Source organism: Streptomyces graminilatus (genome assembly GCF_001418565.1).
Taxonomy (GTDB): Bacteria; Actinomycetota; Actinomycetes; order Streptomycetales; family Streptomycetaceae; genus Streptomyces; species Streptomyces graminilatus.
In genome coordinates this window covers 25,233-51,950 of the sequence record NZ_LIQQ01000155.1, presented here as the reverse complement: position 1 = coordinate 51,950, position 26,718 = coordinate 25,233, and the positions used below count along the sequence as shown (strand labels likewise).

Genomic DNA, 26,718 nt, shown 5'->3' with positions numbered 1-26,718 from the left:
CCCGAAATCCCCTCCGCCGAAGTCCCCGGGATCGAAGTCCGCGCCGGACATGTCGCCGCCGTCGAAGCCGCCGGGGGCGCCGAAGTCGCCGTATCCGGTGCCGTAGTCGGCCGCGTAGGACGGGGTGGCCATCATGCTCCCGAGCAGCGTGCCGACGAGGAGGCCGGGGAGGATGCCACCGCCGAAATAGCCGCCCGCCCAGGGGCCGTACGCCGGGCCCGCGTCCCAGTAGGGGCGGGGCCCCGAGGCGGTCTCCACCTCGCGGACCGCCGGGTCGTGGCCGTCGGCCAGGCGGGCCCGGTCGGCGGCGCAGACCGGGACCTCGCGGGGTGATCCGCCCGCCGGCGTCCAGGTCGCGTCGGCGACCGACGGACCGTGCCGAGGGTCGAAGAAGCACGGGCCACGCCGTTCGGGCAGCGGGCGCCCCTCACGGCGCGCGGCGAGCTGCGCGAGCGAGAACCGGCCGTCCTCCAGCGCCTGCGTCACCCCGCGCACCTCCTCCGGCCGCCGGGTGGCCGCCATCAGCGACTTCGCCTTGTCGTACGCGTCCAGCGCCCGCTCGAAGTCCGCGCGCATCGAGGCGTCGGCGCCCGCCTCGGCGGGGTGGAAGTCGAGCCGGTCGAGTTCCTCGCCGAACGCGGTGATGTCCTCGTCGACGACGACCGTCAGCTTCGCCAGCGCCTCCCGCCGCTCCTCCTCGTGGCGTGCGCGATTGCGCCGGACCAGCGCGTACGCGCCCGCCCCGCCCGCCACCAGCACCACACCGAAGGCGATCAGCGCCCCCGTGTTCACCCCGCCACCCGTGTCGCCGCCGCCCGAGCCGCTCCAGGTGGCCGGCGCCGAACCGCCGACGGTGCCGCGCAGCGCCGCGTCGACGAAGTCGTTGAGCTGGGTCTTCGTGTCCCTCTCGGTCCGTGCCGCCGTCACCAGGTTGTGGACCGCCGGCCGGCCGAGCACGCTGCTGTCCGCCCGCGCGTCGAATCTGTCGCCGAGGCGGACGGCGTACACACCCGTGATCCCTGTCTCCGTACGGAGGTTCGTGAAGAGGTTCGCCGTCGGGTAGCCGGCCGGGAGGACGGCCACGAGGACGGGCTTGTCCGCGTGCTTGATCTTCGCGGCGAGCGCTCGGGCATCGGACGGGGACAGCAGGCCGGAGGCGGCCGGGTCCACGTACACCGGGCCCGCGCGCAGCGCCTCGGCGATCTTCGAGATGTCGGTGGCCGCGTGCGCGCCGGGCGCGGCGGCCGTCAGCAGCGCGAGTACCGCGAGTGTCGCGACGAGGGGCACCAGCAGCAGGCGTACGAGAGTCGGGACCGGTACGGCCTTCATATGTTCGAAGCTACCCGAGGAACCGGGAAAACGGAGATCGGTCCTGGTCCTGGTGAGGATCCCCCCTCGCCCTCCTCGCCCTCCTCCCCAGGACCGTTCCCGCACGCTCAGGCCGCCCTGTACGCGGCCCTCAGCTTCGCCACGGCCGCGCCGTACCTGCCGGTCAGCAGCAGATGGTCGGCGTCGGCGAAGGGCTTGGCGGCGGCCGGTGCGATCCGCCCGCCGATCCTCTCCTGCGCGATCAGCCGCGCCTTGGTCACCAGGGCGCGTCCGGCCTTCGAGTCATGGGCCTTCTCCGCCGCGGCTGCCGAGGCCCCCAGCGCCTTCAGGGTCTTCTCGCCGCCCTCCGGGATCCTGGTCCTCGTCGTCAGACCCCAGCCGTACGGGAACTGCGGATCGTATGTCGCGTCGCCCACGTTGATCGGGAGCTGGGCCATCGACTTCGGCCAGGTGAGCGGCAGTTGGCCGGTGAACGCCCGCCTGCCGTAGAGCACGTCGGCGACGCCGTCGCCCTCGGTGCCCGGCAGCCAGGAGGCGACCAGGGCGTCGATGCGACCGAGCCGGTCGCCGATGAGCTGGGGGCGCCCGGCGACCACCAGCACCGCGCACTTCATCGCCGCGCACACCTTGTCGACCGCTGCCTTGTCGGCGTCGGTCAGCTCCAGGTCGTTGCCGTTGCCGACGTCGCCCATGCCCTCGGCGTAGGGCGTCTCGCCGACCACCACCACCCCGGCGTCGTATCCGGCGGTCGGGGCGGAGGCGTCCTTGGAGTAGGTGATGTCACCGCCCGCCCCGCGCATGCCCTCCAGGATCGTCGTGCCGTCGGTGATCTTCCCGGAGGAACCCTGCCAGGTGACGGTCCAGCCGCCGGTCTGGTTGCCGAGGTCATCGGCGTTGGACCCGGCGACGTACACCTTCTGGGACTTGGTGAGGGGCAGCACGCCGTTCGCGTTCTTCAGCAGCACCTGTGACTTCGCCGCCAACTGCCGTGCCACCGCTCGGTGTTCGGCCGAGCCGATGGCCGCCGCGCCGCTCGTGTCGGCGTACGGCTTCTCGAAGAGGCCCAGTTCGAACTTCTGGGTGAGGATGCGGGAGACCGCGTCATCGATCCGGCTGCTGGTGATCCGGCCGGCTGTCGCCTCGGTGACCAGGGTGGCCCGGAAGTCCTTGTAGGCGTACGGGACCATGATCATGTCGAGGCCCGCGTTGACAGACGTACGGACGTCCGAGGCGTAGTCGCCGGGGATCTGGTCGATGGCCTGCCAGTCGCTGACGACGAAGCCGTCGAAGCCCATCCGGCCCTTCAGCACACCGTTGATCATGTCGGCGCGGGCGTGCATCTTCACCGGGCCCTGGCCGTCCCCCGCGATGTCGAGGGAGGAGTAGGACGGCATGACCGAGCCGACTCCCCGGTCGACGGCGTCCTGGTACGGCGCCAGGTGGACCGCCTCAAGCTGATCGCGGGTGACCTCGGTGACGCCCTGGTCGATGGTGTACGAGCCGGTGGTCGAGGAGCCGTATGCCGTGCCGCCGTCGCCCACGAAGTGCTTGGCGGTCGCCAGGACCTTGTCGTTCCTCTTCAACTCCGTGCCGTCCGCGCGCCCTTGGAGGCCCTGGATCACCGTCTCCATCGACTCCACCAGAGCCGGGTCCTCGCCGAACGACTCGTACGTCCGCCCCCAGCGTTCGTCACGGGCCACGCAGAGACAGGGTGCGAAGTCCCAGGGAACGCCGGTCGCCCGGACCTCGGCCGCCGTCACCTTCCCTGCCTGGTAAGCGAGTTGGGGGTCGCGGCTCGCCCCGATGCCGATGTTGTGCGGCAGGATCGTGGCGCCGACGAGGTTGTTGTGACCGTGCACCGCGTCCACCCCGTAGATCAGGGGGATCTGGAACCGCGTTGCCCGCGCCCGGAGTTGGAAGCCGTCGATCATCCTCGCCCAGGCCGCCGGGGTGTTGGGGTTGGGCGTCGAACCACCGCCGGAGAGCAGTGAGCCGAGGCCGTAGGAGGCGATGTCACCCGGGGTCGCCACGACCGCGCCGCGCTCGGCCTGGGTCATCTGGCCGGCCTTCTCCGCCAGGGACATACGGGAGAGGAGGTCGGCGACGCGCTGCTTCACCGGCAACTTGCCGTTCAGATACGGGAGTCCGTGGGCGTCGATGACGATCTGCGGGGTCTCGGGCGGCGCCTTGGCGCCGGTGACCGTGAGCCTGAGGGGGATCGTCTCGGCCGGCTCCGCCGCCCTGTCCTTGCGGGTGGGGACCTGGATCGTGCGGGAGGTGCCGGAGGCGGTGCCCGCCGGGAAGGTCAACTCGCCGCGGACCGGTGTGTAGTCGGTGGCGTCCGAGGCCGTGCCGTCCGTCGTCGTCTCGTATGTGACCGTCACCGGGTCGGTGAGCGGCGCGGATCCCGTCGTACCGACCGTGACGGCGACCTTCGCCGTGCCGCCCTCCTTCACCGGGTACACGGCGGAGTCGGTGGTGACCGACGCGCGCAGCGACTGATCGGCCTTGCCGTACAGCTCGACGCCGTCCATGGCGAACCGGCCGCTGATCCCGGTGGGGAGCGTGAGGGCGTACCCCCACATCGCGGTGAGGCCGAGGATCTGGTCGATGCCGCCGACCGGCTGGTAGTCCGTGCGGTACGCGAAGTCGGTGAAGGGCAGCTCGATCCGCTTCCAGCCGGTGAAGTCGTCCGTGAAGGAGGTCGTCCAGAGTTCGGAGGCCTCGCCGTTGGCGCCGCCGTCCTTCAGCTCGAAGTTGACCTTCCTGCCGTTGTTCCGGCCCTCCCACCAGAAGCGGACGCCCCTGCTCGCCGACCAGTCGTGGGCGGGTTCGGCGAAGGCGAAGTCGTGGCTGAAGCCGCCGTAGTTGTTGATGTCGTACGTGCCGGTGAGGACCTCGGCGCCCTCGGGGGCGTCCGCCCGTTCGGTGAGGGCGAGCCGGGGCGGGTCGTCGGCGTCGCCGCCCCAGGTGAAGATTCCGTCGGCGGGCGGGGAGGCGAAGGGGACCTCGCCCTCGAAGCGGTCGACGGGGACGGGCGCCGGTGCGGGGGCGGGGTCGTCCGCCCTGGCCGCCGCACCGGCCGCCGTGCTCGCGGCGGCCAGGGGCAGCAGCCCGGTCAGCAAAGTGGCACAGACGAGCAGGGCGGTTCGTCGCATGGACCTTCCCTCGGCTCTGGGGCGAATGCAGTCCTTGAGGTCCTTGAGGTCCTCAAGTCCGTGAGTCCACTTGAACACCTCGTGTGTACTCGCGGCTTGGCACACGCCGCGAGTCAACAAGTGCCCCTTTGAGCCGTCAAGGTGCGAAACCGCCGCACGCCACTGAGGCCGAAACCGGTCCTCTACAGTCCTCCACGGTCTTCTACTCGGCGGGCTCCACGCCCGCCCGCAGCAGGCCGTAGGTGTAGGCGTCCGCCAGCGCCTCCCAGGACGCGGCGATCACGTTGTCGGCGACGCCCACCGTCGACCACTCGCCCTTGCCGTCCGATGTGGAGATGAGGACGCGGGTCGTGGACTGCGTGCCGTGCTTGCCCTCCAGGATGCGGACCTTGTAGTCGACCAGCTCCAGCTTGGCGAGCGGCGGGTAGATCTTCTCCAGGGCCACCTTCAGGGCGCGGTCGAGGGCGTTGACCGGGCCGTTGCCCTCCGCCGTCGCGACGATGCGCTCGCCCTTGGCGAAGATCTTGACCGTGGCCTCGTTGGCGTGGCTGCCGTCGGGGCGGTTCTCGACGATCGCGCGCCAGGACTCGACCTCGAAGTACGTACGCGCCCTGCCCTCGGCCTCCGCGCGCAGCAGCAGCTCGAAGGAGGCGTCGGCCGCCTCGAACGTGTAGCCCTGAAGCTCGCGCTCCTTGACCCGCTCGACGACCCGGCCGACCAGCTCACGGTCGTCGCCGAGGTCGACGCCGAGTTCCTTGCCCTTGAGCTCGATGGAGGCGCGGCCCGCCATGTCGGAGACCAGCATCCGCATGGTGTTGCCGACCTGCTCGGGGTCGATGTGCTGGTAGAGGTCGGGGTCGACCTTGATCGCGGAGGCGTGCAGGCCGGCCTTGTGGGCGAAGGCGGAGACTCCCACGTACGGCTGATGCGTGGACGGCGTCAGGTTGACGACCTCGGCGATGGCGTGGGAGATACGGGTCATCTCGCGCAGCGCGCCCTCGGGCAGAACCTGCTTGCCGTACTTCAGCTCAAGGGCCGCCACGACGGGGAACAGGTTGGCGTTGCCGACGCGTTCGCCGTAGCCGTTCGCCGTGCACTGGACGTGGGTCGCGCCCGCGTCGACGGCGGCGAGGGTGTTGGCCACCGCGCAGCCCGTGTCGTCCTGGGCGTGGATGCCGAGGCGGGCTCCGGTGTCCGCGAGGACCGTGGCGACGACCGCCTGGACCTGGGCCGGGAGCATGCCGCCGTTGGTGTCGCAGAGGATGACGACATCGGCGCCGGCCTCGGACGCGGCGCGGACGACGGCCTTCGCGTACTCGGGGTTCGCGCGGTAGCCGTCGAAGAAGTGCTCGCAGTCGACGAAGACACGGCGGCCCTGGGAGCGCAGGTGGGCGACGGTGTCGCGGACCATCTCCAGGTTCTCGTCGAGGGTCGTGCGCAGCGCCAGCTCGACGTGCCGGTCGTGGGACTTCGCGACCAGCGTGACGACGGGTGCTCCGGAGTCCACCAGGGCCTTGACCTGCGGGTCCTCGCTCGCCTTGCCGCCGGCCCGGCGGGTCGCGCCGAAGGCCACGAGCTGGGCGTGCCTGAAGTCGATCTCCTGCTGGGCGCGGGCGAAGAACTCGGTGTCGCGCGGGTTGGCGCCCGGCCAGCCGCCCTCGATGAAACCGACGCCGAAGTCGTCCAGGTGCCGTGCGATGGCCAGCTTGTCGGCGACGGTGAGGTTGATGCCCTCGCGCTGGGCGCCGTCGCGCAGGGTGGTGTCGAAGACATGGAACGAGTCGTCGAGCACTCTGGGTTCGCTGGTTTCGCTGGATTCCGTCATGATCTCAAGGCTCCTGAGGATGTCGATCTCGGTCTGTACCGGAATGACCGGTTCCACCGTCCCCCTATGATCCCTCGCGCTCCTTCTCCGGCTGAAGGTGGGCCAGAAAAGCGAAAAACCCCTCGCGGGTGCGAGAGGTCTGCGCGCGGGTCGAAGACGACGATGGCCGCCCGTACCGGGTGGGTACGAGGCGGTCACTGCGGACCGGCGCGCCTGCTGCCAATAATCGTGGCGAACGAGAGCACGGGAGCAGTCTTGCACAGCACCGCCCCCGCGCTTCACGGCGTCTCACGATACGAACCGTACGGAACGCACGGACCGTATGGACCGTATGGAACGCACGAACGTTACGGATCACGCGAACCGGCCGGGTACCGGCAGTGGCTCAGCGCAGGCGGCGCACGAAGCCGTCGGTCTCGCCGTTCGTGTCGCCCCTCACCAACTGGGCGGACGAGCTGCCGATGCCGAGGAGTCGGTCCCCGCCGCCGAACGAGGTGATGTAGACGGCCTCGTCCGTGACCGGGCCGCCGCTGACCGCGGGACTGGCGAGCCGGGACTTCCCGGTGCGCAGATCCCGTACGTACGCGTTGCCCTGGCCCTGCGGGGCGGCGAACACATAGCCGACGTACCGGCCGTCGCGGCTGAGCTGGGGGCCGAAGACCGACGCGCCGCCCGGTCCGTCGTGGACGACGCCCCGGGTCCTGCCGGTCCGCAGGTCGCGCACGTAGGTGCCGGTGTTGACGGCGCCGCCTGCCACCAGGTCGTCTCCCCGGTACTCGAAGGAGATGGTCCGGCCGTCCGCCGAGAGCGACGGGTCGAGGGCGTAGACCGCGGACGGGGTGCCGTCCGGCTTCACGTTGACCAGTTCCTCGGTGTGGGTACGGCGGTCGTGCACCCACAGGCGGCCACCGCCGCCGCGCGGCTCGATCTGTGTGTACGCCACATAGCGGCCGTCCGCGCTCAGGTCGAGGTGATAGGCGGCGAGGGTCGGGTAGTCGCGGTTGGTGATCCGCTCGGTCTTCCCGGTGCGGCGGTCGGTGACGTACACCGCCGGGAAGATGGGCTTGTCGGGGCTCTCCATCTGGCTGGGCCGGGCGTTGAAGGCGACATAACGGCCGTCGTCCGAGATCGCGGCGGCTCCATGGGCGTAGGAGGACGCGCCCGTCGGGGTCCTGCTGATCAGGTCCGTACGGCCGGTGCGGCGGTCGTGGACGTACACGTCCTGGGCCCAGTAGGGCTGCGGCCCGGGCCACTTGGCGAGGTTGGTCGCCGTCGAGACGAGCACCACGAAGCGGCCGTCGGCACTGATGTCCACCACGCCGGTGCCCGCGTCGGCCTGAGTCCCGTCCGTCGCCAGGCTGACCCGGGTCACCCGGCCCGTACGCAGATCCCGGACGAAGGCGTCCTCCACACCGTTCGTGTCCCCCGCCACCAGGTTCTTGGCGTTGGACTGGAAGGCGGCATAGCGGCCGTTGTCACTGAGGAAGGGCCCGGCCGAGTAGCTGTCGCCCTGCTCCCCGGCGCCCGACACGGTGACCCGCTCGGTCGCCCTCGGCGCCACCGAGGCCGCCGGGATCCCCGACAGCGCGACCACCCCCGCCACGACCGCCGCAACACTCACGGCACGCGTAATCCCAAACATGCGTTCCCCCGTCCCCCTGCCCCCGCAGGGCGCTGCACACACTGCAAACGCCCTCCACGGTACGGCTCGACCGCCCACAACGCGCAGAACCTGGCGCCCAGTTCACGCGTCCGTGTACACCTCACCAATTCCGGGAACCACGCAGCTCCCCGGCCCCCGGCCCCACCAAAGGGGCGCGAGGAACCGCGCGACAAGCCCCCACCGACCCGCAGCCGAACAACCACGGGGCGGACCCCAAAGGGGCGCGAGGAACCGCGCGCCCAGCCCCCACCGGACCCGCAGCCGAACAACCGCCAAGCCCTCAGCCGAGAAGATGCATCCAGCCGTGCACGTCCTCAGCCGTCCCCCGCTGAATGTCGAGCAGCGCCTCCCGCAGCCGCAGCGTGACCTCCCCGGGCTCGCCACCCGCCTGCTGCCATTCGACCCCGGTCCGCTTGACCGTCCCGACGGGCGTGATGACGGCCGCGGTCCCGCAGGCGAACACCTCGGTCAGGCTGCCGTTCTCGGCATCCCGCTGCCACTGGTCGAGGGAGATACGCCCCTCCTCGGCGGTGTAGCCGAGGTCACGGGCGACGGTGAGGAGCGAGTCACGGGTGACGCCCTCCAGGATGGAGCCGGTGAGGGAGGGGGTGACGATGCGGTCCCCGTACACGAAGTACAGGTTCATACCGCCGAGTTCCTCGATCCACTTGTGCTCGACGGCGTCGAGGTAGCAGACCTGCGCGCAGCCGTGCTCGGCGGCCTCGGCCTGGGCGAGCAGGGAGGCCGCGTAGTTGCCGCCGGTCTTGGCGTCGCCCATGCCGCCGGGGACGGCGCGGACGCGGTCCTCGGAGAGCCAGATGGAGACGGGCTTGACGCCACCGGGGAAGTAGGCGCCGGCCGGGGACGCGATCACCAGGAACAGGTACTCGTTGGCCGGTTTGACGCCGAGGCCGACCTCCGTGGCGATCATGAAGGGGCGCAGGTAGAGGGACTCCTCGCCACCGTGGGCGGGCACCCAGTCCCGGTCCTGGCGCACCAGCGCGTCTATGGCCTCGATGAACGTGTCGACGGGCAGCTCGGGCATCGCGAGGCGGCGCGCCGAGTGCTGGAAGCGCAGGGCGTTGCGCTCCGGCCGGAAGGTGGCGACGGAGCCGTCGGGCCGCCGGTAGGCCTTGAGTCCCTCGAAGATCTCCTGCGCGTAGTGCAGGGTCATGTTCGCCGGGTCGATGGAGAGCGGGCCGTACGGAACGAGCTGTCCGTCGTGCCAGCCGCGGCCCTCGGTCCACTTGATCGTCACCATGTGGTCGGTGAAGTGGCGGCCGAAGCCGGGGCTGGCCAGGATCGCCTCGCGCTCCGCGCCGGAGAGTGGCGAGGCCGAGGGCTTGAGCTCGATCGTGGGCGTCGTCATGAGTGGGTGTCCTTCACCGGTCTTGTGTGTGACGGGCCGCGCCCCACGCCCGCAACCATGACCGTATGACTGGCAGTCATCGTGGTCAGTGTTAGGACGTCCGAGCATTCCCTCAGTCCGCGGCTCCGCGTTCGATTATCGCGCGACGGTGGCCGTGGACGAAAAGGGCGTGAATGCGACCCAGGGGATGATGGTGACACCCGGCGGGGACATAGAGAAGCCGCCGGGTGCGGATGCGACCCGGCGGCTTGGAGATGCTTCCAGTGAGCGCCGCGGGTCAGCCGGCTACTCGTACGGCGAGGGCGTCGCCGATCTCGTCCGTCGTACGGGCAGTGGTGCCGCGCTCCGCGAGGTCCGCGGTGACGGCTTCCTCGATGCGGGCGGCCTCGGACTCGTAGCCGAGGTGGCGCAGCAGGAGGGCGACGGACAGGACGGTGGCGCTGGGGTCGGCCTTGCCCTGACCGGCGATGTCCGGGGCCGAGCCGTGGACGGGCTCGAACATCGAGGGGTAGTCGCCGGACGGGTTGATGTTCCCGCTCGCGGCGACGCCGATGCCGCCGGAGACGGCCGCGGCGAGGTCGGTGATGATGTCGCCGAAGAGGTTGTCGGTGACGATCACGTCGAAGCGCTCGGGCTGCGTGACGAGGTAGATCGTCGCCGCGTCCACGTGCATGTACTCGGTGGTGACCTCGGGGAACTCCTCGCCCACCTTGTTGAAGATGTCCGTCCACAGGTGACCGGCGTGCACGAGCACGTTGTTCTTGTGGACGAGCGCCAGCTTCTTGCGGGGGCGGGCCTGGGCGCGGGCGTAGGCGTCGCGGACGACACGCTCGATACCGAAGGCGGTGTTGAGCGAAACCTCGGTGGCGACCGCGTGCGGGGTGCCCTGGCGGATGGTGCCGCCGTTGCCGGTGTACGGGCCCTCGGTGCCCTCGCGGACGACCACGAAGTCGATCGCGGGCTGCCCGGCCAGCGGGGTGGCGACCCCGGGGAGCAGCCGCGACGGACGCAGGTTGACGTGGTGGTCGAAGGCGAAGCGGAGCTTCAGCAGGAAGCCGCGCTCCAGGACGCCGGAGGGCACGCTCGGGTCGCCGATCGCGCCGAGGAGGATGGCGTCGTGCTTCTTGAGCGCGTCGAGGTCGGCCTCGGTGAGGGTCTCACCGGTGGCGTGGTAGCGCCGGGCGCCGAAGTCGAACTCCTTGGTCTCCAGCTTCACATCCTGCGGAAGGACGGCGGAGAGCACCTTCAGCCCCTGGGCCACGACCTCCTGGCCGATGCCGTCACCGGGAATCACTGCGAGATTGATGCTGCGAGACATGACGGCACCGTACTCCGGGTCCCATGGGATGACACGCCGTGTCCGCGATACGGACAGCGAATGGGTGCGAACGGGTGGACGAAAGGGACAGCGGCGGGCGCTCTTCGGCCGGCGTTCACCTGTATGTGTGGCGGACGTTGGGGATTGCTGGGAAATTCCCTCCCATGGACAGCCCCCCGGACACGGACGCACCCGATACACCCGACGTCGGCATCCCGCCGCTGCTGGCCCGCCGGATGAGTATGGCGGAGCAGTACGAGTATCTGCGGGCGCGGCTCACCCGGCGCCGCGCGCTGGTGACGGCGGGCGCGCTGGCCGGCGGCGGCCTGCTCTCCGGCTGCTCGTCGGGCCCGGGTACGGCTGCGGCGAACCCCGCGACCAGCAAGGTCCCCGGCTCCGCCGTCAAGCCCTTCGGCCGCCATCTCGCCTTCGGCGCCGACCCGAAGACGCAGATGCGGATCTCCTGGCAGGTCCCGTTCGCGGTACGGAAGCCGTACATCCGTGTCGGGCCGACGCCCGGTGACCTGAGCCGCCGCATCGAGGCCGAACTCCGCCCGCTGCACACGCCGGGCGTGACGGGCGTACGCCTCGATCTGGACCAGTACTACGTGCACGCGGCGCTCGACGGGCTGCGCCCCGGGACGACGTACTACTACGGCGTGGGCCACGAGGGCTTCGACCCGGCGTCGAGCGCGCACAGGGCAACCCTCGCCACCTTCCGTACGGCCCCCGCGACGGCCCCCGCGAGCTTCGTGTTCACGGCTTTCGGCGACCAGGGCGTGACACAAGACGCGCTGGCCAACGACAAGGTGCTCCTGCGCCAGAACCCCGCGTTCCATCTCCACGCGGGTGACATCTGCTACGCGGACGGCACCGGGCACGGCGAGAAGTCGGACGGCTACGACCCGACCGCGTGGGACCTGTTCCTGAAGCAGACGGAGACGGTCGCGCGGTCGGTGCCGTGGATGGTGACGACCGGCAACCACGACATGGAGGCGTGGTACTCGCCGAACGGCTACGGCGGCCAGTCGGCCCGCTGGTCGCTCCCGGACAACGGCTTCGACGCCCGGAACACACCGGGCGCCTACTCCTTCGTGTACGGCAATGTCGGGGTCGTGGCGCTGGACGCGAACGACGTGTCGTACGAGATCCCGGCGAACCTGGGCCACTCGGACGGCCGCCAGACGGCGTGGCTGGACCGGCGGCTGGCGGAGCTGCGCGCATCGGACGCGGTCGATTTCGTCGTGGTCTTCTTCCACCACTGCGCGTACTCGACGACGTCCGCCCACGCCTCCGACGGCGGCGTCCGGGACGCCTGGCTGCCGCTCTTCGACAAGCACCAGGTGGATCTGGTGATCAACGGCCACAACCATGTGTACGAGCGGACGGACGCCCTCAAGGGTGGCCGGGTGGGCCGGCGAATACCGGTCGGCGCGTCGACCGACCCGACGCGGGACGGCACGGTGTACGTCACGGCGGGCGGCGCGGGCCAGAGCCTGTACAGCTTCCCGTACGGGGTGAAGGACAGCTACGAGGGGAAGGTCACCGACCGGGAGTCGGTGGAGACCTACCACTGGACGAAGTCCCAGGACCGGCACGAGGACACCGTGGAGTGGTCGCGGGTGCGCTACACCGGCTACTCGTTCCTCTCGGTGGAGGCGACGGCCGGCGTACCGGGCACGGCTCCCCTGCTGAAGGTGTCCGCGCTGGCGCAGAGCGGGCAGCGGATCGACCACTTCGAGGTACGGCGAGGCTGACGAGCCACGGCGCACCCAGTGCGCCAGGAGCTCAGCGGCTCAGTGCCTCAGCGCCTCAGTGACCTGTCTGGCCGCCGTTGTCCCGGCGGTCGAGGGCGCGCTGGAGGGCGGCGGCGGCGTTCTTGCGGTCGGACTCGCTCGTCGGGGAGACGTGGCGGACTCGGCGGCGGACGGTCGTCTCGGCCATGGGAAATCGACTCCTTCGAAGAATCCGGGAACCCGGAAGGGAGCGCGGAGAGGGGGGTTTCGAGGTGCCGGGTGGGACGGGGAGCGTCGGTGCCGCAGGGGTTGCCTGCACGAGGCACCGGCTCACGACCGTCATTCGCTTGGTCCAGCGAGACGTTCGGCTTCTACAAAGCTAGGCGAGGACAGCGCATCTGTCTCCACAATTACTCGGACTTCCTACTATCTGAGACGGTGGATTGGGTCACACCACGCTGACCTGCCCTTTTACCGCACGCCTTACAGCACGTCACCATCACGCCAGTCGAATACCAGCCCGTCCGCCGCCGGATCGAGCGCACCGGGAACAGCCGGGCGTACGAAGGTGCCACCCTCCTCTTCCGGCAGGTGGACCACGCCCCGCGGACCGAGTGCGCTGATCCGGCCCGGCCATAGCTGCCAGCCCCGGGCCGTGTAGAGGGCGGAGCCCTCGTCACTCGCGGACAGCGCGCCGAAGTCGTAGCCACCGTCGACACACCGCTCCAGCGCGCCCATCACCTGCCCGCCGAACCCGCGCCGCCGGACGTCGGCACGGACGGCGACCGCTTCGACGTACCCGACGCGCAGCCACCGACCACGGTGCAGCGCGCGACGCATGACGACCGCGCCATGGGCGAGAAGACCGGTGCCGTCGTGGACGAGGGCATGGATACCACCGAGCGCGTGCTCCCAGTCCTCGTCGGCGAAGTCACCACCGAAGGCGGCGTCCATGAGGCCGCGGGCGGCGGCGAGTTCGGCGGGGGTGAGGTCGGATGTGTGGGCTGTGCGCAGGACAGCGGACATGGGGCCAGTATTCCGACCGGTGCCGAGAGAGGGGCCAATTCAGGCCTCGTGATACCCGCAGAAGCCGGCGGGCAGCCAAAATCGGATACTCGTGGAACTCGCCGACGAAGCCCGCCGGGCCAGGCGGCAGGAGTTCGTCGACGGCATCCGCGCGCTGATCCCGGTCGAGGACTCACGGCGGACGTGGCCCGGGTCCACGCGCGTCTCCTTGCCCATGTACGCAAAGAAGGCAAGCCGCGCGGTGCCCGCGACCTGATCATCGCCGCCACCGCCGCCACCGCCCGGATCCTGCTCACCACGGACGACAACGCGGCCTTCGACGACCTGCCCGGCGTCCACGCGTCGACCCACTGAAGAGAATCCGCTGAAACGCACGCGGCCAGGCAGCCGCGAAACGGATCGGCGCCGGCCGGGCCGCACGACCCGCGCGGGCTGATCACAGCACCGATGCGACAGCCTGCCGGAAGCCCGTCGGGTCCTCGACCCACGGGAGATGCCCGGCTTCGGGCAGGATCACCCTTCGTACGCTCGGCAGGGCCCGTTCCAGGGAGTCCACCGCCGTACGGGGGCGGATGTCGGCCGGCCCGTCGACGATGACCACGGGAACGTCGAGCGCCCGGCAGCGGTCGTACAGGGCGGGTGTGCCCCAGGTCCGCTTCCGCTCAGCGTTGAAGGCCTGGTTGGAGGCGGAGTTGACGCCGAACCAAGGTTCGGCCATGCGCCGGGCGTGGTCCAACGCCCGCTCCCGCTCCGTGAATTCGGCCGACCACCGCAGCACGGCACGCTCCCGCTCCTCCGCCTCGGACAGTCCGGACGCCTGACGGTCACCCAACTCGTGCCAGCGGGCGACGAGTTCGGGCGACTCCGCCAGGCGGGCATGGAAGTTGCGCTGGAAGGCGTCGTGCCAGTCGGTGTCCGGACCGATTCCCGTACCGCTCACATAGAGGAGGGCGCTGACCCGCTCCGGATGGGCCAGCGCATAGTTCAGGGCCAGTTGCGCGCCCCAGGAGTGGCCGAGCAGCACCATCCGGTCCAGGCCGAAGTGCCCTCGTACGGCGTCAAGATCGGCCACGGCCCGCTCGCTCGTCCACGGCCCGTCGGACGGGTCCGAGCGCCCGCAGCCGCGCTGGTCCCAGCGGACCACCGAGGCCAGATCTCCGACGAGCTCGGCGACGTCGTCGAACATGTCCCACAGCCCGGGCCCGCCGTGGCACAGCACCAATGGCTCGCCCCGGCCCGACCGGCGGGCCCAGAGCCTTGTCCCGTCGTCGGTCCGTACGGTCTCCTGCTCACTCCGCGTCCAGGTCATGGGCCGAGTCTGCCCTGCCCATGACCTGGCTCGCGAGGGCGTTTCACCCCATGTGCGGGTACCCGAAATCGGTCGGAGCGACCAGGGTTTCCTTGATGGCGCGGGTCAGGGTCCAGCGCATCAGGTTCTGCGGGGCGCCCGCCTTGTCGTTGGTGCCGGACGCGCGCCCGCCGCCGAACGGCTGCTGGCCGACGACCGCGCCGGTCGACTTGTCGTTGATGTAGAAGTTGCCGGCCGCGTAGCGCAGCTTCTCCATCGTGTGCGCGGCTGCCGCGCGGTCACCGGAGATGACCGATCCGGTCAGCGCGTAGTCGGACACGGACTCCATCTGCGTCAGCATGACGTCGTAGGCGTCGGCCGAGCTGTCGTCGTAGACGTACACGGCGAGGAACGGGCCGAAGTACTCGGTGGTGAAGACCTGGTTGGCCGGATCCGTGCACTCCACGACCGTCGGGCGGACGAAGTACCCGACCGAGTCGTCGTACGAGCCGCCCGCCACGATCGTGCACGTCGGGTCGGACTTCGCGCGGTCGATGGCCGCCTTGTTCTTGGCGAAGGCACGATCGTCGATGACCGCGCCAATGAAGTTGGACAGGTCGGTGACGTCACCCATCGTCAACTGGTCGACCTCGGCGGCGAACTCCTCCCGGAAGCCGTCGTTCCAGATGGAGGCCGGGATGTAGGCGCGGGAGGTCGCGCTGCACTTCTGGCCCTGGTACTCGAAGGCTCCGCGTGTGAGGGCCGTCTTGAGGACCGCCCGGTCGGCGCTCGGGTGGGCGACGACGAAGTCCTTGCCGCCGGTCTCACCTACGAGACGCGGGTACGACCGGTACTTCTCGATGTTCGCGCCGACCGTCTTCCACAGGTGCTGGAAGGTCTTCGTCGACCCGGTGAAGTGGATGCCGGCCAGATCCCGGTGGACCAGGGCCACCTCGGAGACCTCGATGCCGTCACCGGTGACGAGGTTGATGACGCCCTTGGGGAGCCCGGCCTCCTCCAGCAACCGCATCAGAAGGACAGCGGCGTGGGTCTGCGTCGGGGACGGCTTCCACACCACCACGTTCCCCATGAGGGCGGGCGCGGTGGGCAGGTTGCCCGCGATCGCCGTGAAGTTGAAGGGGGTGATCGCGTAGACGAACCCTTCGAGGGGGCGGTGGTCGAGACGGTTCCAGACGCCCGGGGAGTTGGCGGGCGGCTGCTCGGCGAGCAGGTCGCGCGCGTACTTGACGTTGAAGCGCCAGAAATCGACCAGCTCGCACGGACAGTCGATCTCGGCCTGCTGGGCGGTCTTCGACTGGCCGAGCATGGTGGACGCGGCGAGGGTCTCGCGCCAGGGGCCGGCCAGCAGTTCGGCGGCGCGCAGGATGATCGCGGCACGGTCGTCGAACGACATCGCGCGCCAGGCGGGCGCGGCGGCGAGGGCCGCGTCGATCGCGTCCTGGGCGTCCTGCCGGGTGGCGTTGGCGTAGGTGCCGAGGCGGGCCTTGCGGTTGTGCGGCTGTACGACGTCGAACCGCTCGCCGCCGCCCATGCGCCGCTCGCCGCCGATGGTCATCGGCAGGTCGACGGGGTTCTCGGCCAGCTCCTTGAGCCTGGCCTCCAGCCGGGCCCGCTCGGGCGACCCGGGGGCGTAACCGTGCACCGGCTCGTTGACGGGGGTGGGGACCTGGGTGACGGCGTCCATGGCTTCCGAATCTCCTTGCGGGGCGAGTGAGCGGGTGGGTGTGTGTGGAGGGGCCGAATCCTTGGTCTCAGCCCTTGATCCAGCCGGGTCTAGCCCTTGGTGAGGATCGAGCGGGCGAAAAACAGCAGGTTGGCGGGGCGTTCGGCCAAGCGACGCATGAAGTAGCCGTACCAGTCCGTCCCGTAGGCGGTGTAGACGCGCATCCGGTGCCCTTCGGCGGCGAGCCGCAGGTGTTCGTCGCTTCTGATCCCGTACAGCATCTGGAACTCGTACTCGTCGGGCTTGCGGCCGGCTCGCCGGGCGAGTTCCTGGGCGATGGAGATGAGGCGCGGGTCGTGGGACCCGACCATCGGGTACCCCTCGCCCTCCATCAGGATGCGCAGAACACGGACGTACGCCTTGTCCGTCTCCGACTTCTGCTGGTAGGCGACCTCGGCGGGCTCCTTGTACGCGCCCTTGACCAGCCGTACACGGCTGCCGCTGTCGGCGAGGCGGCGGGCGTCGGCCTCGGTGCGGTACAGGTAGGCCTGGATGACGCAGCCGGTCTGCGGGAAGTCCTTCCGAAGTTCCTCGTGGATGGCGAACATCGAGTCGAGGGTGGTGTGGTCCTCGGCGTCGAGTGTGACCGTCGTACCGATCGCGGCGGCGGCCTCGACGACGGGCCGGATGTTGGCGAGGGCCAGCTCGTGGCCGCCCGGCAGCGCCTGCCCGAACAGCGACAGCTTGACGGACATCTCGGCGCGGGTGCCCAGTTCCAGTTCGCCGAGCCGCTCGACCAGCTCCAGATAGGCGTCCCGGGCGGCGGCGGCCTGGCCGGGGCTGGTGATGTCCTCGCCGACGACGTCCAGGGTGACCTGGAGTCCATGGCCGGTGAGGTCCTGGACGATCGGTACGACGTCGTCGACCGTCTCGCCGGGGATGAAACGCTCGACGACCGGCCTGGTCACCGGGGCCGCCGAGATCAGTCGGCGCATCCGGTCGCTGCGCGAGGCGGCGAGAATCACGGGACCCAGCACGGGGCACCTCCACAAAAGGCCGGTAGACGGAAACCGGAGAACCGGAGAACCACCGTGAAACCTAGGGATCTCTCCGATCGTGGGCCATCGACACCTGTCACGCATCCGTGCCCCAGATCTCATACAAATGTCTGAAGCGGGCGCCGGAATACGCGAGAATGCCCCCATGAGCCAGGCCAGCGGCGACCACCACGGCGACTACCAGGAACTGGTGGACGACATCTCGGAGCTTCTCGGCGCCCCGGCGACACTGGAGAACCGTGACTTCGAACTGCTCGCCTTCGGCGCCTATGACAGCGAGGGCGAGCTGGACGCGTCGGCGCTCGACCCGGTGCGCGCCCGCTCGATCCTGACCCGGCGCTCGACACCGGCGGTGCGCGAATGGTTCGAGGGCTTCGGCATCACACGTGCGAGTGGCCCGGTGCGTATCCCGCCCACCCCGGAGGCGGGCGTCTACCGGGGCCGGATCTGTCTCCCCGTACGCCATCGGGGTGTCGTTCTCGGCTACGTCTGGCTGCTGGACGACGATCCGGGGCCCTCGGCGGAGCAGCTCACGGCGGCCATGGAGGTGGCGGACCGGATCGGCGCGCTGCTCGCGGACGACGCGCAGACGGGCGCCGACCTGACCCGGGAGTTCCGGACGGTGCTGACCGCCGAGCGCGGCTGGCAGCGGGACATGGCGGTGGCGGCGCTGCGCACGGCCCTGGGAGCGCGCGGCGAGGGCCCGCACGCGGTGGTGTGCGTGGCGCCCTGGCCGTCGGCGGATCCGGACGACGCCCCGTCGGCCCGTACGGTGCCGCACGCGACGGCGGTGTGCACGGTGCCGTGGGGCCCGGCGGCCCAGAGCCTGGCGCTGCTGATCCGGCTGCGCGCGACGGACGTACCCGCCCCGGCACTGACGGCCGCCTCCCGGGTGCTGAAGGAGACGGGAGGCACCGAGAGCACGGTCGCGGCCGGTGTCGGCGCGCCGCGCACCGGCCTCGCCGGTCTGGACGCCGGCTGGCGGGAGGCCTCGGCGGCGGCCCGCGCGGCCCTGGCGGAACCGCGTCTCGGCCCGGTCACGGAGTGGGGCGCGATCGGCCCGTACCGCCTGCTCACCGCGCTGCCCCCGGACGCGGCCCAGGACCCCGCCGTACGCACCCTGCTCGCCCCCGCCCACCGGGAACTGGCCCGCACCACCGAGGTCTACCTCGACCGCGCGGGCCAGGCGGGCCGCACCGCCGCCGAACTGGGCATCCACCGCCAGACGCTCTACTACCGCCTGTCCCGGGTGGAGCAGCTGACGGGCCTGGACCTGGACGAGGGCGAGGACCGCCTGCTGCTGCACATGGCACTGAAGGGCGCCAGGCTCCGGGGCAACCCCTGAATCCCTAGGACGGCTCCTGGGCCCGAGCCGCCCCGATGACCCGGCGCAGCCCCTCCGTGAGCTGCTCCGCGCTCGGTGCCGTCGTCGGGTCGAAGACGTACTGGCAGATGAGCCCGGTCATCAGGACGTTGTAGAACTTGCCGACGGAGTCGACGTCGTCCTCCGGCACGTCCTCCTCCTTGCCCCCGAGGAACATCGGGATGAGGCCGCGCCCCGCCTCACGCTGGGCCTGCGCCAAGTGGTCGCGGACGGCGGGCAGTTGGTCTCCCATGACCACGATCTCCATGCTCAGGCGCCACAGCGAACCCGGCTGACGCATGGTGGCGATGATGTTCGACCAGACCTCCTGGAACCGGTCGAGCGAACCGGGTCCGGTGTCGTCGGAGGCCCCCGCGGCGGGGCTGAAGTCGTCGGAGAGCCCCTCCACCAGGGAGACGTACGCCTCCGCGAGGAGCTTGTCCTTCGAGCCGTAGTGGTAGCCGATCGACGCCAGGTTGGTGCCCGACTCCTTGACGATGTCGCGCGCGGTCGTGCGCGCGAAGCCCTTCTCCAGCAGGCAGCGCTTCGCGCCTTCGAGCAGATCCTCGCGATGTCCCATGCGACCACCCTACCCGCGATCCATACGACCGTCCTAGACAAACGAATTACACGACCGTTCTAGACAACCGTTTAAGACGTCCGTATATTCACTGCCATGACGAACCCGACAAGCACGACCGCTTCCCCCGACGCCCGCGCCGGCCGCCGCGAATGGACCGCTCTGGGCGTGCTGATGCTGCCCCTGCTGCTGGTCTCGATGGACGTGTCCGTCCTCTACTTCGCGGTCCCCGCGATCAGCGCCGACCTGGCGCCGACCGGCACCCAGCAGCTCTGGATCTTCGACATCTACGCCTTCGTGCTGGCCGGCCTGCTGATGACGATGGGCTCCCTCGGCGACCGCATCGGCCGCCGCCGGCTCCTCCTCCTCGGCGCCGCCGCCTTCGGCGGGGGCTCCCTGCTCGCCGCCTACGCCAACAGCGCCGAGACCCTGATCGCGGCCCGTGCGGTCCTCGGCATCGGCGGCGCGACCCTGATGCCGTCCACGATGGCCCTGGTCCGCGCGATGTTCCGCGACCCCGGCCAGCGCGCCAAGGCGATCGGCATGTGGTCCGGCGTGATGACCGGCGGCATCGCCCTCGGCTCGGTGATGAGCGGACTGCTGGTCCAGTACTTCTGGTGGGGCTCGGTCTTCCTGGTCAACCTGCCCGCGATGGCACTGCTGCTGGTCCTGGGCCCGGTCCTGCTCCCGGAGTCGAAGAACCCGAACCCCGGCCGCTTCGACCTCCTCAGCGTCCCCCTGTCGATGGCGGCGGTCCTCCCCGTGATCTACGGCCTGAAGGAGATCCCGTCGGAGGGCTGGCACACGGAGTACGTCGTCTCGGTCACCGTCGGCCTGTTCTTCGCGTACCTGTTCGTCCAGCGCCAGCGCACGGCCGCCTCGCCCCTCATCTCCCCCGCGCTGTTCCGGGGACGGGGCTTCGGCCCGGCCGTCACCCTGAACCTGCTCTCGGCGTTCGCGATGATGGGTTCGGCGTACTTCACCACGCAGTACCTCCAGTCGGTGCTCGGCAAAAGCTCCATCGAGGCCGCGCTGTGGGGCCTGCTGCCGACGGTCCTGGTCGGTGTCGCGGCTCCCGTCGCCGCCGCACTGGTCCAGCGGGGCGTTGAGCGCGCCAAGGTCGTCGCCGGCGGCTTCGTCACGGCGGCGGGCGGATACGGGCTGCTGGCCCTGGCCGGCACGGACTCGCTTTGGCTGGTACTGGCCGGGGCGGGTGTCCTCGCGGCCGGCATCGTCGTCGTGATGTCCCAGATGATGGACCTGGGCCTGAGCACCGCCCCCCTCGACAAGGCCGGCGCCGCCGCCTCCCTGCTGGAGACGGGCGCGGAGTTCGGCGGCGCGCTCGGCATGGCGGTACTGGGCTCGATCGGTACGGCGGTCTACCGCCACGACATCCCGGCCTCGGCCCCCGACACGGCCCGCGAAACCCTGGGCGGCGCCCTGGCCGTGGCCCGGCAACTCCCGGCGCGCACGGGAGACGCGCTGATCACGACGGCCAGGGAGGCGTACACCCACGGCATGCAGGCGGCTGCGATCGCGGGGGTGGTGGTGCTGCTGGGGGCGGCGGTACTGGCGGCTCGGGCGCTTCGGGGCGTGACGGTGCGGGACGCCTCCGCTGAGGAGGCAGAGGGGGCGGAAGCGGAGGGCTGCCGCGTCTGAGGGCAACGAAAAACGCGGGCCGACCGAGGATTCTCGGTCGGCCCGCGTTCACGTACAAGCTCGGGCACGCATCTTCAGCCCGTTGGGGTCCCCCCTCTGGGGGAGTTTGAGGACGAGCCCGTTCAGGGCGAACGGGGGTCTGGGGGCGGAGCCCCCAGAGACACGCTCACCTCAGACCAGGTTCACCGAACGAGCCGAGGTCGCCCCAATTTCCTCGGCGACCTCCGCCAGCACGCCGGGCGCAACCGTGTCATCGACGGTAAGGACGGCCAGCGCCTCCCCACCCGCCACCGACCGCGAAACCTGCATCCCGGCGATGTTGATCCCGGCCTCACCGAAGATCCGGCCGACCGTGCCGACCACACCCGGCCGGTCCGCGTACCGGTACACGACCATGTGGTCGGCGAGCGCGAGGTCGACGTCGTAGTCGCCGACCGCGACGATCTTCTGGTGGTTCTTGGGACCGGCGAGCGTGCCGGAGACCGACACCTCCTCGCCGTTGGAGAGCGTGCCGCGCACGGTCACCACGTTGCGGTGGTCGGCCGACTCCGAGCTGGTCGTCAGCCGTACCTCGACGCCGCGCTCCTGCGCGAACAGCGGGGCGTTGACATACGACACGGTCTCGTCGACGACGTCCTCGAACACGCCCTTCAGCGCGGAGAGTTCGAGCACCTTGACGTCGTGCTGGGTGATCTCGCCGTACACCTCGACGTCGAGCCGGACCGCGACCTCGCCCGCGAGGGCGGTGAAGATCCGGCCGAGCTTCTCGGCGAGCGGCAGACCCGGCTTGACGTCCTCGGCGATGACGCCGCCCTGGACGTTCACCGCGTCCGGGACCAGCTCACCGGCGAGCGCGAGGCGGACGGAACGGGCGACGGCGATGCCCGCCTTCTCCTGCGCCTCGTCCGTGGACGCGCCGAGGTGCGGGGTGCAGACGACCTGGTCCAGCTCGAACAGCGGGGAGTCCGTGCAGGGCTCCTTCGCGTACACGTCGAGACCGGCGCCGGCGACGCGGCCCTCCTTGAGCGCCGAGTACAGCGCCTCCTCGTCGACGATCCCGCCGCGCGCGGCGTTGACGATGCGCACGCTCGGCTTGACCTTGTGCAGCGCCTCGTGACCGATGAGACCGACCGTCTCCGGGGTCTTCGGCAGGTGCACGGTGATGAAGTCGGAGACCTCGAGCAGCTCGTCGAGGGACAGCACCTTGACGCCCATCTGCGCGGCTCGCGCGGGCTGGATGTACGGGTCGTACGCGACGACCTTCATGCCGAACGCGGACATGCGCTGCGCGACGAGCGCGCCGATGCGCCCGAGGCCCACGACACCGAGGGTCTTCTCGGCCAGCTCGACGCCGGTGTACTTGTTGCGCTTCCACTCGCCGTTCTTGAGCGCGGTGTTGGCCTGCGGGATGTGGCGCGCGGACGCCAGCAGCAGACCGCAGGCCAGCTCGGCGGCGGTGACGATGTTCGAGGTGGGGGCGTTGACGACCATCACGCCGGCCTTGGTGGCGGCGGAGACGTCCACGTTGTCCAGGCCGACGCCGGCTCGTGCGACGACCTTCAGCTTGCGGGCGGCGGCGACCGCCTCCGCGTCGACCTTGGTGGCCGAGCGGATCAGGATCGCGTCGACGTCGGCGATGGCGGGGAGCAGTTCGGCTCGGTCCGCTCCGTTGCAGTGCCGGATCTCGAAGTCCGGGCCTAGCGCGTCGACGGTCGCGGGCGACAGCTCTTCAGCGATGAGTACGACAGGTTTCGAGCTCACGTGAGGTCCTCACTCAGTCCTATGCGGACGGCCGTCCCGACGGCCGCAGGCGGTGGAGGGGCTACCGCGTGGAGACGCACGACGCTGTGGGCCTGACGCGAATGTTGTACGGCAGTGTAGTGGCGCGCAAGGGGCACATTTGCGCCTACGCGAAAGGATCACTCATCCGTGGCCGATCAACGCGGACAAGGCCTTACCCAGGGTTAGGCAATGGGGCCGCGGCATGCCGCCACGGCCCCATCGCTCACGGCTTACGCCTCGTCGTCGACCCAGGACATGAGCTTGCGGAGCTCCTTGCCCGTGGTCTCCAGGAGGCTCTTCTCGTCCTGGGACTTGTACTCGTTGTACTTCTTCAGACCGCCGTGGTACTCGGCCATCCACTCACGCGCGAAGGTGCCGTCCTGGATCTCGGCGAGGACCTTCTTCATCTCGGCCTTGGTGGCGTCCGTGATGATGCGGGGACCGGTGACGTAGTCGCCCCACTCGGCGGTCTCGGAGACCGACCAGCGCATCTTCTCCAGGCCGCCCTCGTACATGAGGTCGACGATCAGCTTCAGCTCGTGCAGGCACTCGAAGTACGCGATCTCGGGCTGGTAGCCGGCCTCGGTCAGCGTCTCGAAACCGGCCTTGACCAGCGCGGCCGTACCACCGCAGAGAACGGCCTGCTCACCGAACAGGTCGGTCTCGGTCTCCTCGGTGAACGTTGTCTTGATGACGCCGGCGCGGGTGCCGCCGATGCCCTTGGCGTACGACAGGGCCAGCGCGAAGGCGTTGCCGGTTGCGTCCTGCTCGACGGCCGCGATACACGGAACGCCGCGGCCCTCCTCGTACTGGCGGCGCACGAGGTGACCGGGGCCCTTGGGGGCGACCATGCAGACGTCGATGCCCGCCGGGGGCTTGATGAAGTCGAAGCGGATGTTCAGGCCGTGGCCGAAGAACAGCGCGTCGCCCTCGTTGAGGTTGTCCTTGATGTGCTCCTCGTAGACCTGGGCCTGGATCGGGTCCGGGACGAGGATCATGATGACGTCGGCCTCGGCGGCGGCCTCCGACGGGCTCACCACGCGCAGGCCCTGCTCCTCGGCCTTCGCCTTCGACTTGGAGCCCTCGTGCAGACCGACACGGACGTCGACACCCGAGTCACGGAGCGACAGCGCGTGGGCGTGGCCCTGGCTGCCGTAACCGATGACCGCGACCTTGCGGCCCTGGATGATGGACAGGTCGGCGTCGGCGTCGTAGAACAGCTCGGCCACTTTGGGTTCTCTCCTTGAGTGCAGGTTGTGCGTCCCACCGTATGACGGCGGGCGGAAGTGAGGATCGGGGGTCTCGGTATACGGGCGGCCGGTGTCACCCGACCGCCCGGTTCCGGGGTTACGCGGAGCGGTCGAGGGCGCGCAGCGACCGGTCCGTGATCGAGCGCGCGCCGCGGCCGATCGCGATGGTGCCGGACTGCACCAGCTCCTTGATGCCGTACGGCTCCAGCATCTTGAGCATGGCGGACAGCTTGTCGCTGCTGCCGGTGGCCTCGATGGTGACGGCCTCCGGGGAGACGTCGACGGTCTTGGCGCGGAAGAGCTGGACGATCTCGACGATCTGGGAGCGCGTCTCGTTGTCCGCGCGCACCTTCACCAGGACGAGTTCACGCTGAACGGCCGAGCCGGATTCCAGTTCGACGATCTTCAGCACGTTGACCAGCTTGTTGAGCTGCTTGGTCACCTGTTCGAGGGGCAGTGCCTCGATCACGTTGACCACGATGGTGATGCGGGAGATCTCGGGGTGCTCGGTGACACCGACGGCGAGCGAGTCGATGTTGAAGCCGCGCCGGGAGAACAGGGCCGTGATCCGGGCGAGGACACCTGGCTTGTTCTCGACGAGGACGGAGAGGGTGTGCTTGGACATGTCTGGGGGTCTCTCTCGCTCAGTCGTCTTCGTTGTCGCCGAAGTCGGGGCGGACGTCCCGGGCGGCCATGATCTCGTCGTTCGAGGTGCCGGCGGCGACCATCGGCCACACCATGGCGTCCTCGTGGACGATGAAGTCGATCACGACGGGGCGGTCGTTGATCGAGTTCGCCTCCTCGATGACCTTGTCGAGGTCGTCGGGGGACTCGCAGCGGATCGAGTAGCAGCCCATCGCCTCGGCCAGCTTCACGAAGTCCGGGACGCGGGTGCCCCTGGCCTGCGGGTTGACGTCGTCCGGACCGGAGTGCAGCACGGTGTTGGAGTAGCGCTGGTTGTAGAACAGGGTCTGCCACTGGCGGACCATCCCGAGGGCGCCGTTGTTGATGACGGCGACCTTGATCGGGATGTTGTTGAGCGCGCAGGTGGTGAGTTCCTGGTTGGTCATCTGGAAGCAGCCGTCGCCGTCGATCGCCCAGACCGTACGGTCCGGGGCGCCGGCCTTGGCTCCCATCGCGGCGGGGACCGCGTACCCCATCGTTCCGGCGCCGCCGGAGTTCAGCCAGGTCGCGGGCTTCTCGTACTGGATGTAGTGCGCGGCCCACATCTGGTGCTGGCCGACGCCCGCCGTGAAGATCGTGCCCTCGGGGGCGAGCTGTCCGATGCGCTCGATGACCTTCTGCGGGGAGAGCGAGCCGTTGTCGGGCTGCTCGTAGCCCAGCGGGTAGGTCTCGCGCCAGCGGTTGAGGTCCTTCCACCAGGCGGCGTAGTCGCCGGTGTGACCCTCGCTGTGCTCCTTCTGCACCGCCTGGACCAGGTCGGCGATGACCTCGCGGGCGTCCCCGACGATCGGGACGTCGGCGGCGCGGTTCTTGCCGATCTCCGCCGGGTCGATGTCGGCGTGGACGATCTTGGCGTGCGGGGCGAAGCTGGACAGCTTGCCGGTGACACGGTCGTCGAAGCGGGCTCCGAGGGCGACGATCAGGTCGGCCTTCTGAAGCGCGGTGACGGCGGTGACCGCACCGTGCATGCCCGGCATTCCCACGTGCAGCGGGTGGCTGTCGGGGAACGCGCCGAGCGCCATCAGGGTGGTGGTGACGGGCGCTCCGGTGAGTTCGGCGAGGACCTTCAGCTCGGCCGTGGCCTTCGCCTTGATGACGCCGCCGCCGACGTACAGCACCGGCCGCTTGGCGGCGGTGATCAGCTTGGCGGCCTCGCGGATCTGCTTGGCGTGCGGCTTGGTCACCGGGCGGTAGCCGGGCAGGTCGGTGACCGGCGGCCACTGGAAGACGGTCTGGGCCTGGAGGATGTCCTTGGGGATGTCGACCAGGACCGGGCCCGGGCGGCCGGTGGAGGCGATGTGGAAGGCCTCCGCGATCGCCCGGGGGATGTCCTCCGCCTTGGTGACCAGGAAGCTGTGCTTGGTGATCGGCATGGTGATGCCGACGATGTCCGCCTCCTGGAAGGCGTCCGTGCCGATCGCCTTGGACACGACCTGCCCGGTGATCGCCACGAGCGGCACCGAGTCCATGTGCGCGTCCGCGATCGGGGTCACCAGGTTGGTGGCACCGGGGCCGCTGGTCGCCATGCAGACGCCGACCTTGCCGGTGGCCTGCGCGTAACCGGTGGCCGCGTGGCCGGCGCCCTGCTCGTGCCGGACCAGCACGTGGCGCACCCGCGTGGAGTCCATCATCGGGTCGTACGCCGGCAGGATCGTGCCCCCGGGAATGCCGAACACCGTCTCGGCCCCGACCTCCTCAAGCGAGCGGATGAGGGACTTCGCACCCGTCACGTGCTCGGGGGCGGACTGGTGTCCTCCGGAACGGGGCCGCGGCTGCGGGTGATGGGCCCCGGTGGCCTGCTCGGTCATCGGCATTCTCTTCTCGATGCTGAGGGTTTTTTGCGAGGTTTGTGCGGTGTGCGTTGCGGTTGCGTCGCTGATCGACCGGTTCCGGTGCAACAAAAAACCCCTCGTGCCGTGAGGCAAGCGAGGGGAGCGCGCCGGGTG

The 26,718-nt window shown here is 70.1% G+C and carries 20 protein-coding genes; 4 read left to right on the top strand and 16 right to left on the bottom strand.

Going from position 1 to position 26,718, the window contains the following annotated elements; all coding sequences use genetic code 11:
- From AOK08_RS15380 to AOK08_RS15355, 6 genes are all read right to left on the bottom strand, one after another.
- A partial coding sequence (locus tag AOK08_RS15380) for a hypothetical protein (RefSeq protein ID WP_055526125.1) occupies positions 1-1,329 on the bottom strand: 1,329 nt, incomplete at its 3' end.
- Between the two features lie 107 nt (positions 1,330-1,436).
- Positions 1,437-4,487, bottom strand: coding sequence for a glycoside hydrolase family 3 protein (locus tag AOK08_RS15375; protein ID WP_055526124.1), 3,051 nt, complete (start codon positions 4,485-4,487; stop codon positions 1,437-1,439).
- Between the two features lie 202 nt (positions 4,488-4,689).
- On the bottom strand, positions 4,690-6,312 hold the full coding sequence (gene cimA, locus AOK08_RS15370; RefSeq protein ID WP_055526131.1) for a citramalate synthase: 1,623 nt from the start codon (positions 6,310-6,312) through the stop codon (positions 4,690-4,692).
- Positions 6,313-6,697: 385 nt separating this feature from the next.
- Complete coding sequence (locus AOK08_RS15365; protein WP_107100953.1) at positions 6,698-7,933, bottom strand: TolB family protein; 1,236 nt, start codon at positions 7,931-7,933, stop codon at positions 6,698-6,700.
- A gap of 322 nt (positions 7,934-8,255) precedes the next feature.
- The gene (locus AOK08_RS15360; RefSeq protein ID WP_055526122.1) at positions 8,256-9,344 is read right to left on the bottom strand and encodes a branched-chain amino acid aminotransferase; all 1,089 of its coding nucleotides are present in this window, start codon (positions 9,342-9,344) and stop codon (positions 8,256-8,258) included.
- Positions 9,345-9,621: 277 nt separating this feature from the next.
- The gene (locus AOK08_RS15355; RefSeq protein WP_055526121.1) at positions 9,622-10,662 is read right to left on the bottom strand and encodes a 3-isopropylmalate dehydrogenase; all 1,041 of its coding nucleotides are present in this window, start codon (positions 10,660-10,662) and stop codon (positions 9,622-9,624) included.
- A 164-nt stretch (positions 10,663-10,826) separates the two neighbouring features.
- Here AOK08_RS15355 and AOK08_RS15350 point away from each other — a divergent pair, with 164 nt between their 5' ends.
- Positions 10,827-12,419 carry a purple acid phosphatase family protein gene (locus AOK08_RS15350; protein WP_055526120.1) on the top strand — a complete coding sequence of 531 codons (1,593 nt, stop codon included), beginning with the start codon at positions 10,827-10,829 and terminating at the stop codon, positions 12,417-12,419.
- Between the two features lie 55 nt (positions 12,420-12,474).
- Here AOK08_RS15350 and AOK08_RS48420 read toward each other — a convergent pair whose 3' ends face one another.
- Positions 12,475-12,606 carry a hypothetical protein gene (locus AOK08_RS48420; protein ID WP_006374903.1) on the bottom strand — a complete coding sequence of 44 codons (132 nt, stop codon included), beginning with the start codon at positions 12,604-12,606 and terminating at the stop codon, positions 12,475-12,477.
- A gap of 275 nt (positions 12,607-12,881) precedes the next feature.
- Entirely contained in the window at positions 12,882-13,424 is a 543-nt protein-coding gene (locus tag AOK08_RS15345) for a GNAT family N-acetyltransferase (protein WP_055526119.1), read from the bottom strand.
- Positions 13,425-13,607: 183 nt separating this feature from the next.
- On the opposite strand from AOK08_RS15345, the gene AOK08_RS45750 reads away from it, so the two are divergent.
- Positions 13,608-13,778, top strand: a complete 171-nt coding sequence (locus tag AOK08_RS45750; protein WP_157876684.1) for a hypothetical protein — start codon at positions 13,608-13,610, stop codon at positions 13,776-13,778.
- Positions 13,779-13,860: 82 nt separating this feature from the next.
- Here AOK08_RS45750 and AOK08_RS15340 read toward each other — a convergent pair whose 3' ends face one another.
- From AOK08_RS15340 to AOK08_RS15330, 3 genes are all read right to left on the bottom strand, one after another.
- Complete coding sequence (locus tag AOK08_RS15340) at positions 13,861-14,733, bottom strand: alpha/beta fold hydrolase (RefSeq protein WP_055526118.1); 873 nt, start codon at positions 14,731-14,733, stop codon at positions 13,861-13,863.
- Between the two features lie 43 nt (positions 14,734-14,776).
- Positions 14,777-16,417: an L-glutamate gamma-semialdehyde dehydrogenase gene (gene pruA, locus AOK08_RS15335; RefSeq protein ID WP_055526117.1), complete on the bottom strand. Its 1,641-nt coding sequence runs from the start codon at positions 16,415-16,417 to the stop codon at positions 14,777-14,779.
- An 89-nt stretch (positions 16,418-16,506) separates the two neighbouring features.
- Positions 16,507-17,433: a proline dehydrogenase family protein gene (locus AOK08_RS15330; RefSeq protein ID WP_055526116.1), complete on the bottom strand. Its 927-nt coding sequence runs from the start codon at positions 17,431-17,433 to the stop codon at positions 16,507-16,509.
- Between the two features lie 166 nt (positions 17,434-17,599).
- Between AOK08_RS15330 and AOK08_RS15325 the strand changes: the two genes are divergently transcribed.
- Complete coding sequence (locus tag AOK08_RS15325) at positions 17,600-18,799, top strand: PucR family transcriptional regulator (protein WP_107100952.1); 1,200 nt, start codon at positions 17,600-17,602, stop codon at positions 18,797-18,799.
- A gap of 4 nt (positions 18,800-18,803) precedes the next feature.
- Here the strand turns inward: AOK08_RS15325 and AOK08_RS15320 are convergent, their stop codons facing one another.
- Positions 18,804-19,397: a TetR/AcrR family transcriptional regulator gene (locus AOK08_RS15320; protein ID WP_055526114.1), complete on the bottom strand. Its 594-nt coding sequence runs from the start codon at positions 19,395-19,397 to the stop codon at positions 18,804-18,806.
- Between the two features lie 96 nt (positions 19,398-19,493).
- Between AOK08_RS15320 and AOK08_RS15315 the strand changes: the two genes are divergently transcribed.
- Positions 19,494-21,056, top strand: a complete 1,563-nt coding sequence (locus AOK08_RS15315; protein ID WP_055526113.1) for an MFS transporter — start codon at positions 19,494-19,496, stop codon at positions 21,054-21,056.
- 171 nt (positions 21,057-21,227) lie between these two features.
- Here the strand turns inward: AOK08_RS15315 and serA are convergent, their stop codons facing one another.
- The 4 genes from serA to AOK08_RS15295 all read right to left on the bottom strand — a co-directional run bounded on the left by serA (position 21,228) and on the right by AOK08_RS15295 (position 26,580).
- Positions 21,228-22,817 carry a phosphoglycerate dehydrogenase gene (gene serA / locus AOK08_RS15310; RefSeq protein ID WP_055526112.1) on the bottom strand — a complete coding sequence of 530 codons (1,590 nt, stop codon included), beginning with the start codon at positions 22,815-22,817 and terminating at the stop codon, positions 21,228-21,230.
- A gap of 251 nt (positions 22,818-23,068) precedes the next feature.
- Positions 23,069-24,067: a ketol-acid reductoisomerase gene (gene ilvC / locus AOK08_RS15305; RefSeq protein WP_055526111.1), complete on the bottom strand. Its 999-nt coding sequence runs from the start codon at positions 24,065-24,067 to the stop codon at positions 23,069-23,071.
- 118 nt (positions 24,068-24,185) lie between these two features.
- Positions 24,186-24,713, bottom strand: a complete 528-nt coding sequence (ilvN, locus tag AOK08_RS15300) for an acetolactate synthase small subunit (RefSeq protein WP_053739835.1) — start codon at positions 24,711-24,713, stop codon at positions 24,186-24,188.
- A gap of 19 nt (positions 24,714-24,732) precedes the next feature.
- The gene (locus AOK08_RS15295; protein WP_198539274.1) at positions 24,733-26,580 is read right to left on the bottom strand and encodes an acetolactate synthase large subunit; all 1,848 of its coding nucleotides are present in this window, start codon (positions 26,578-26,580) and stop codon (positions 24,733-24,735) included.
- Positions 26,581-26,718 lie beyond the last annotated feature (138 nt).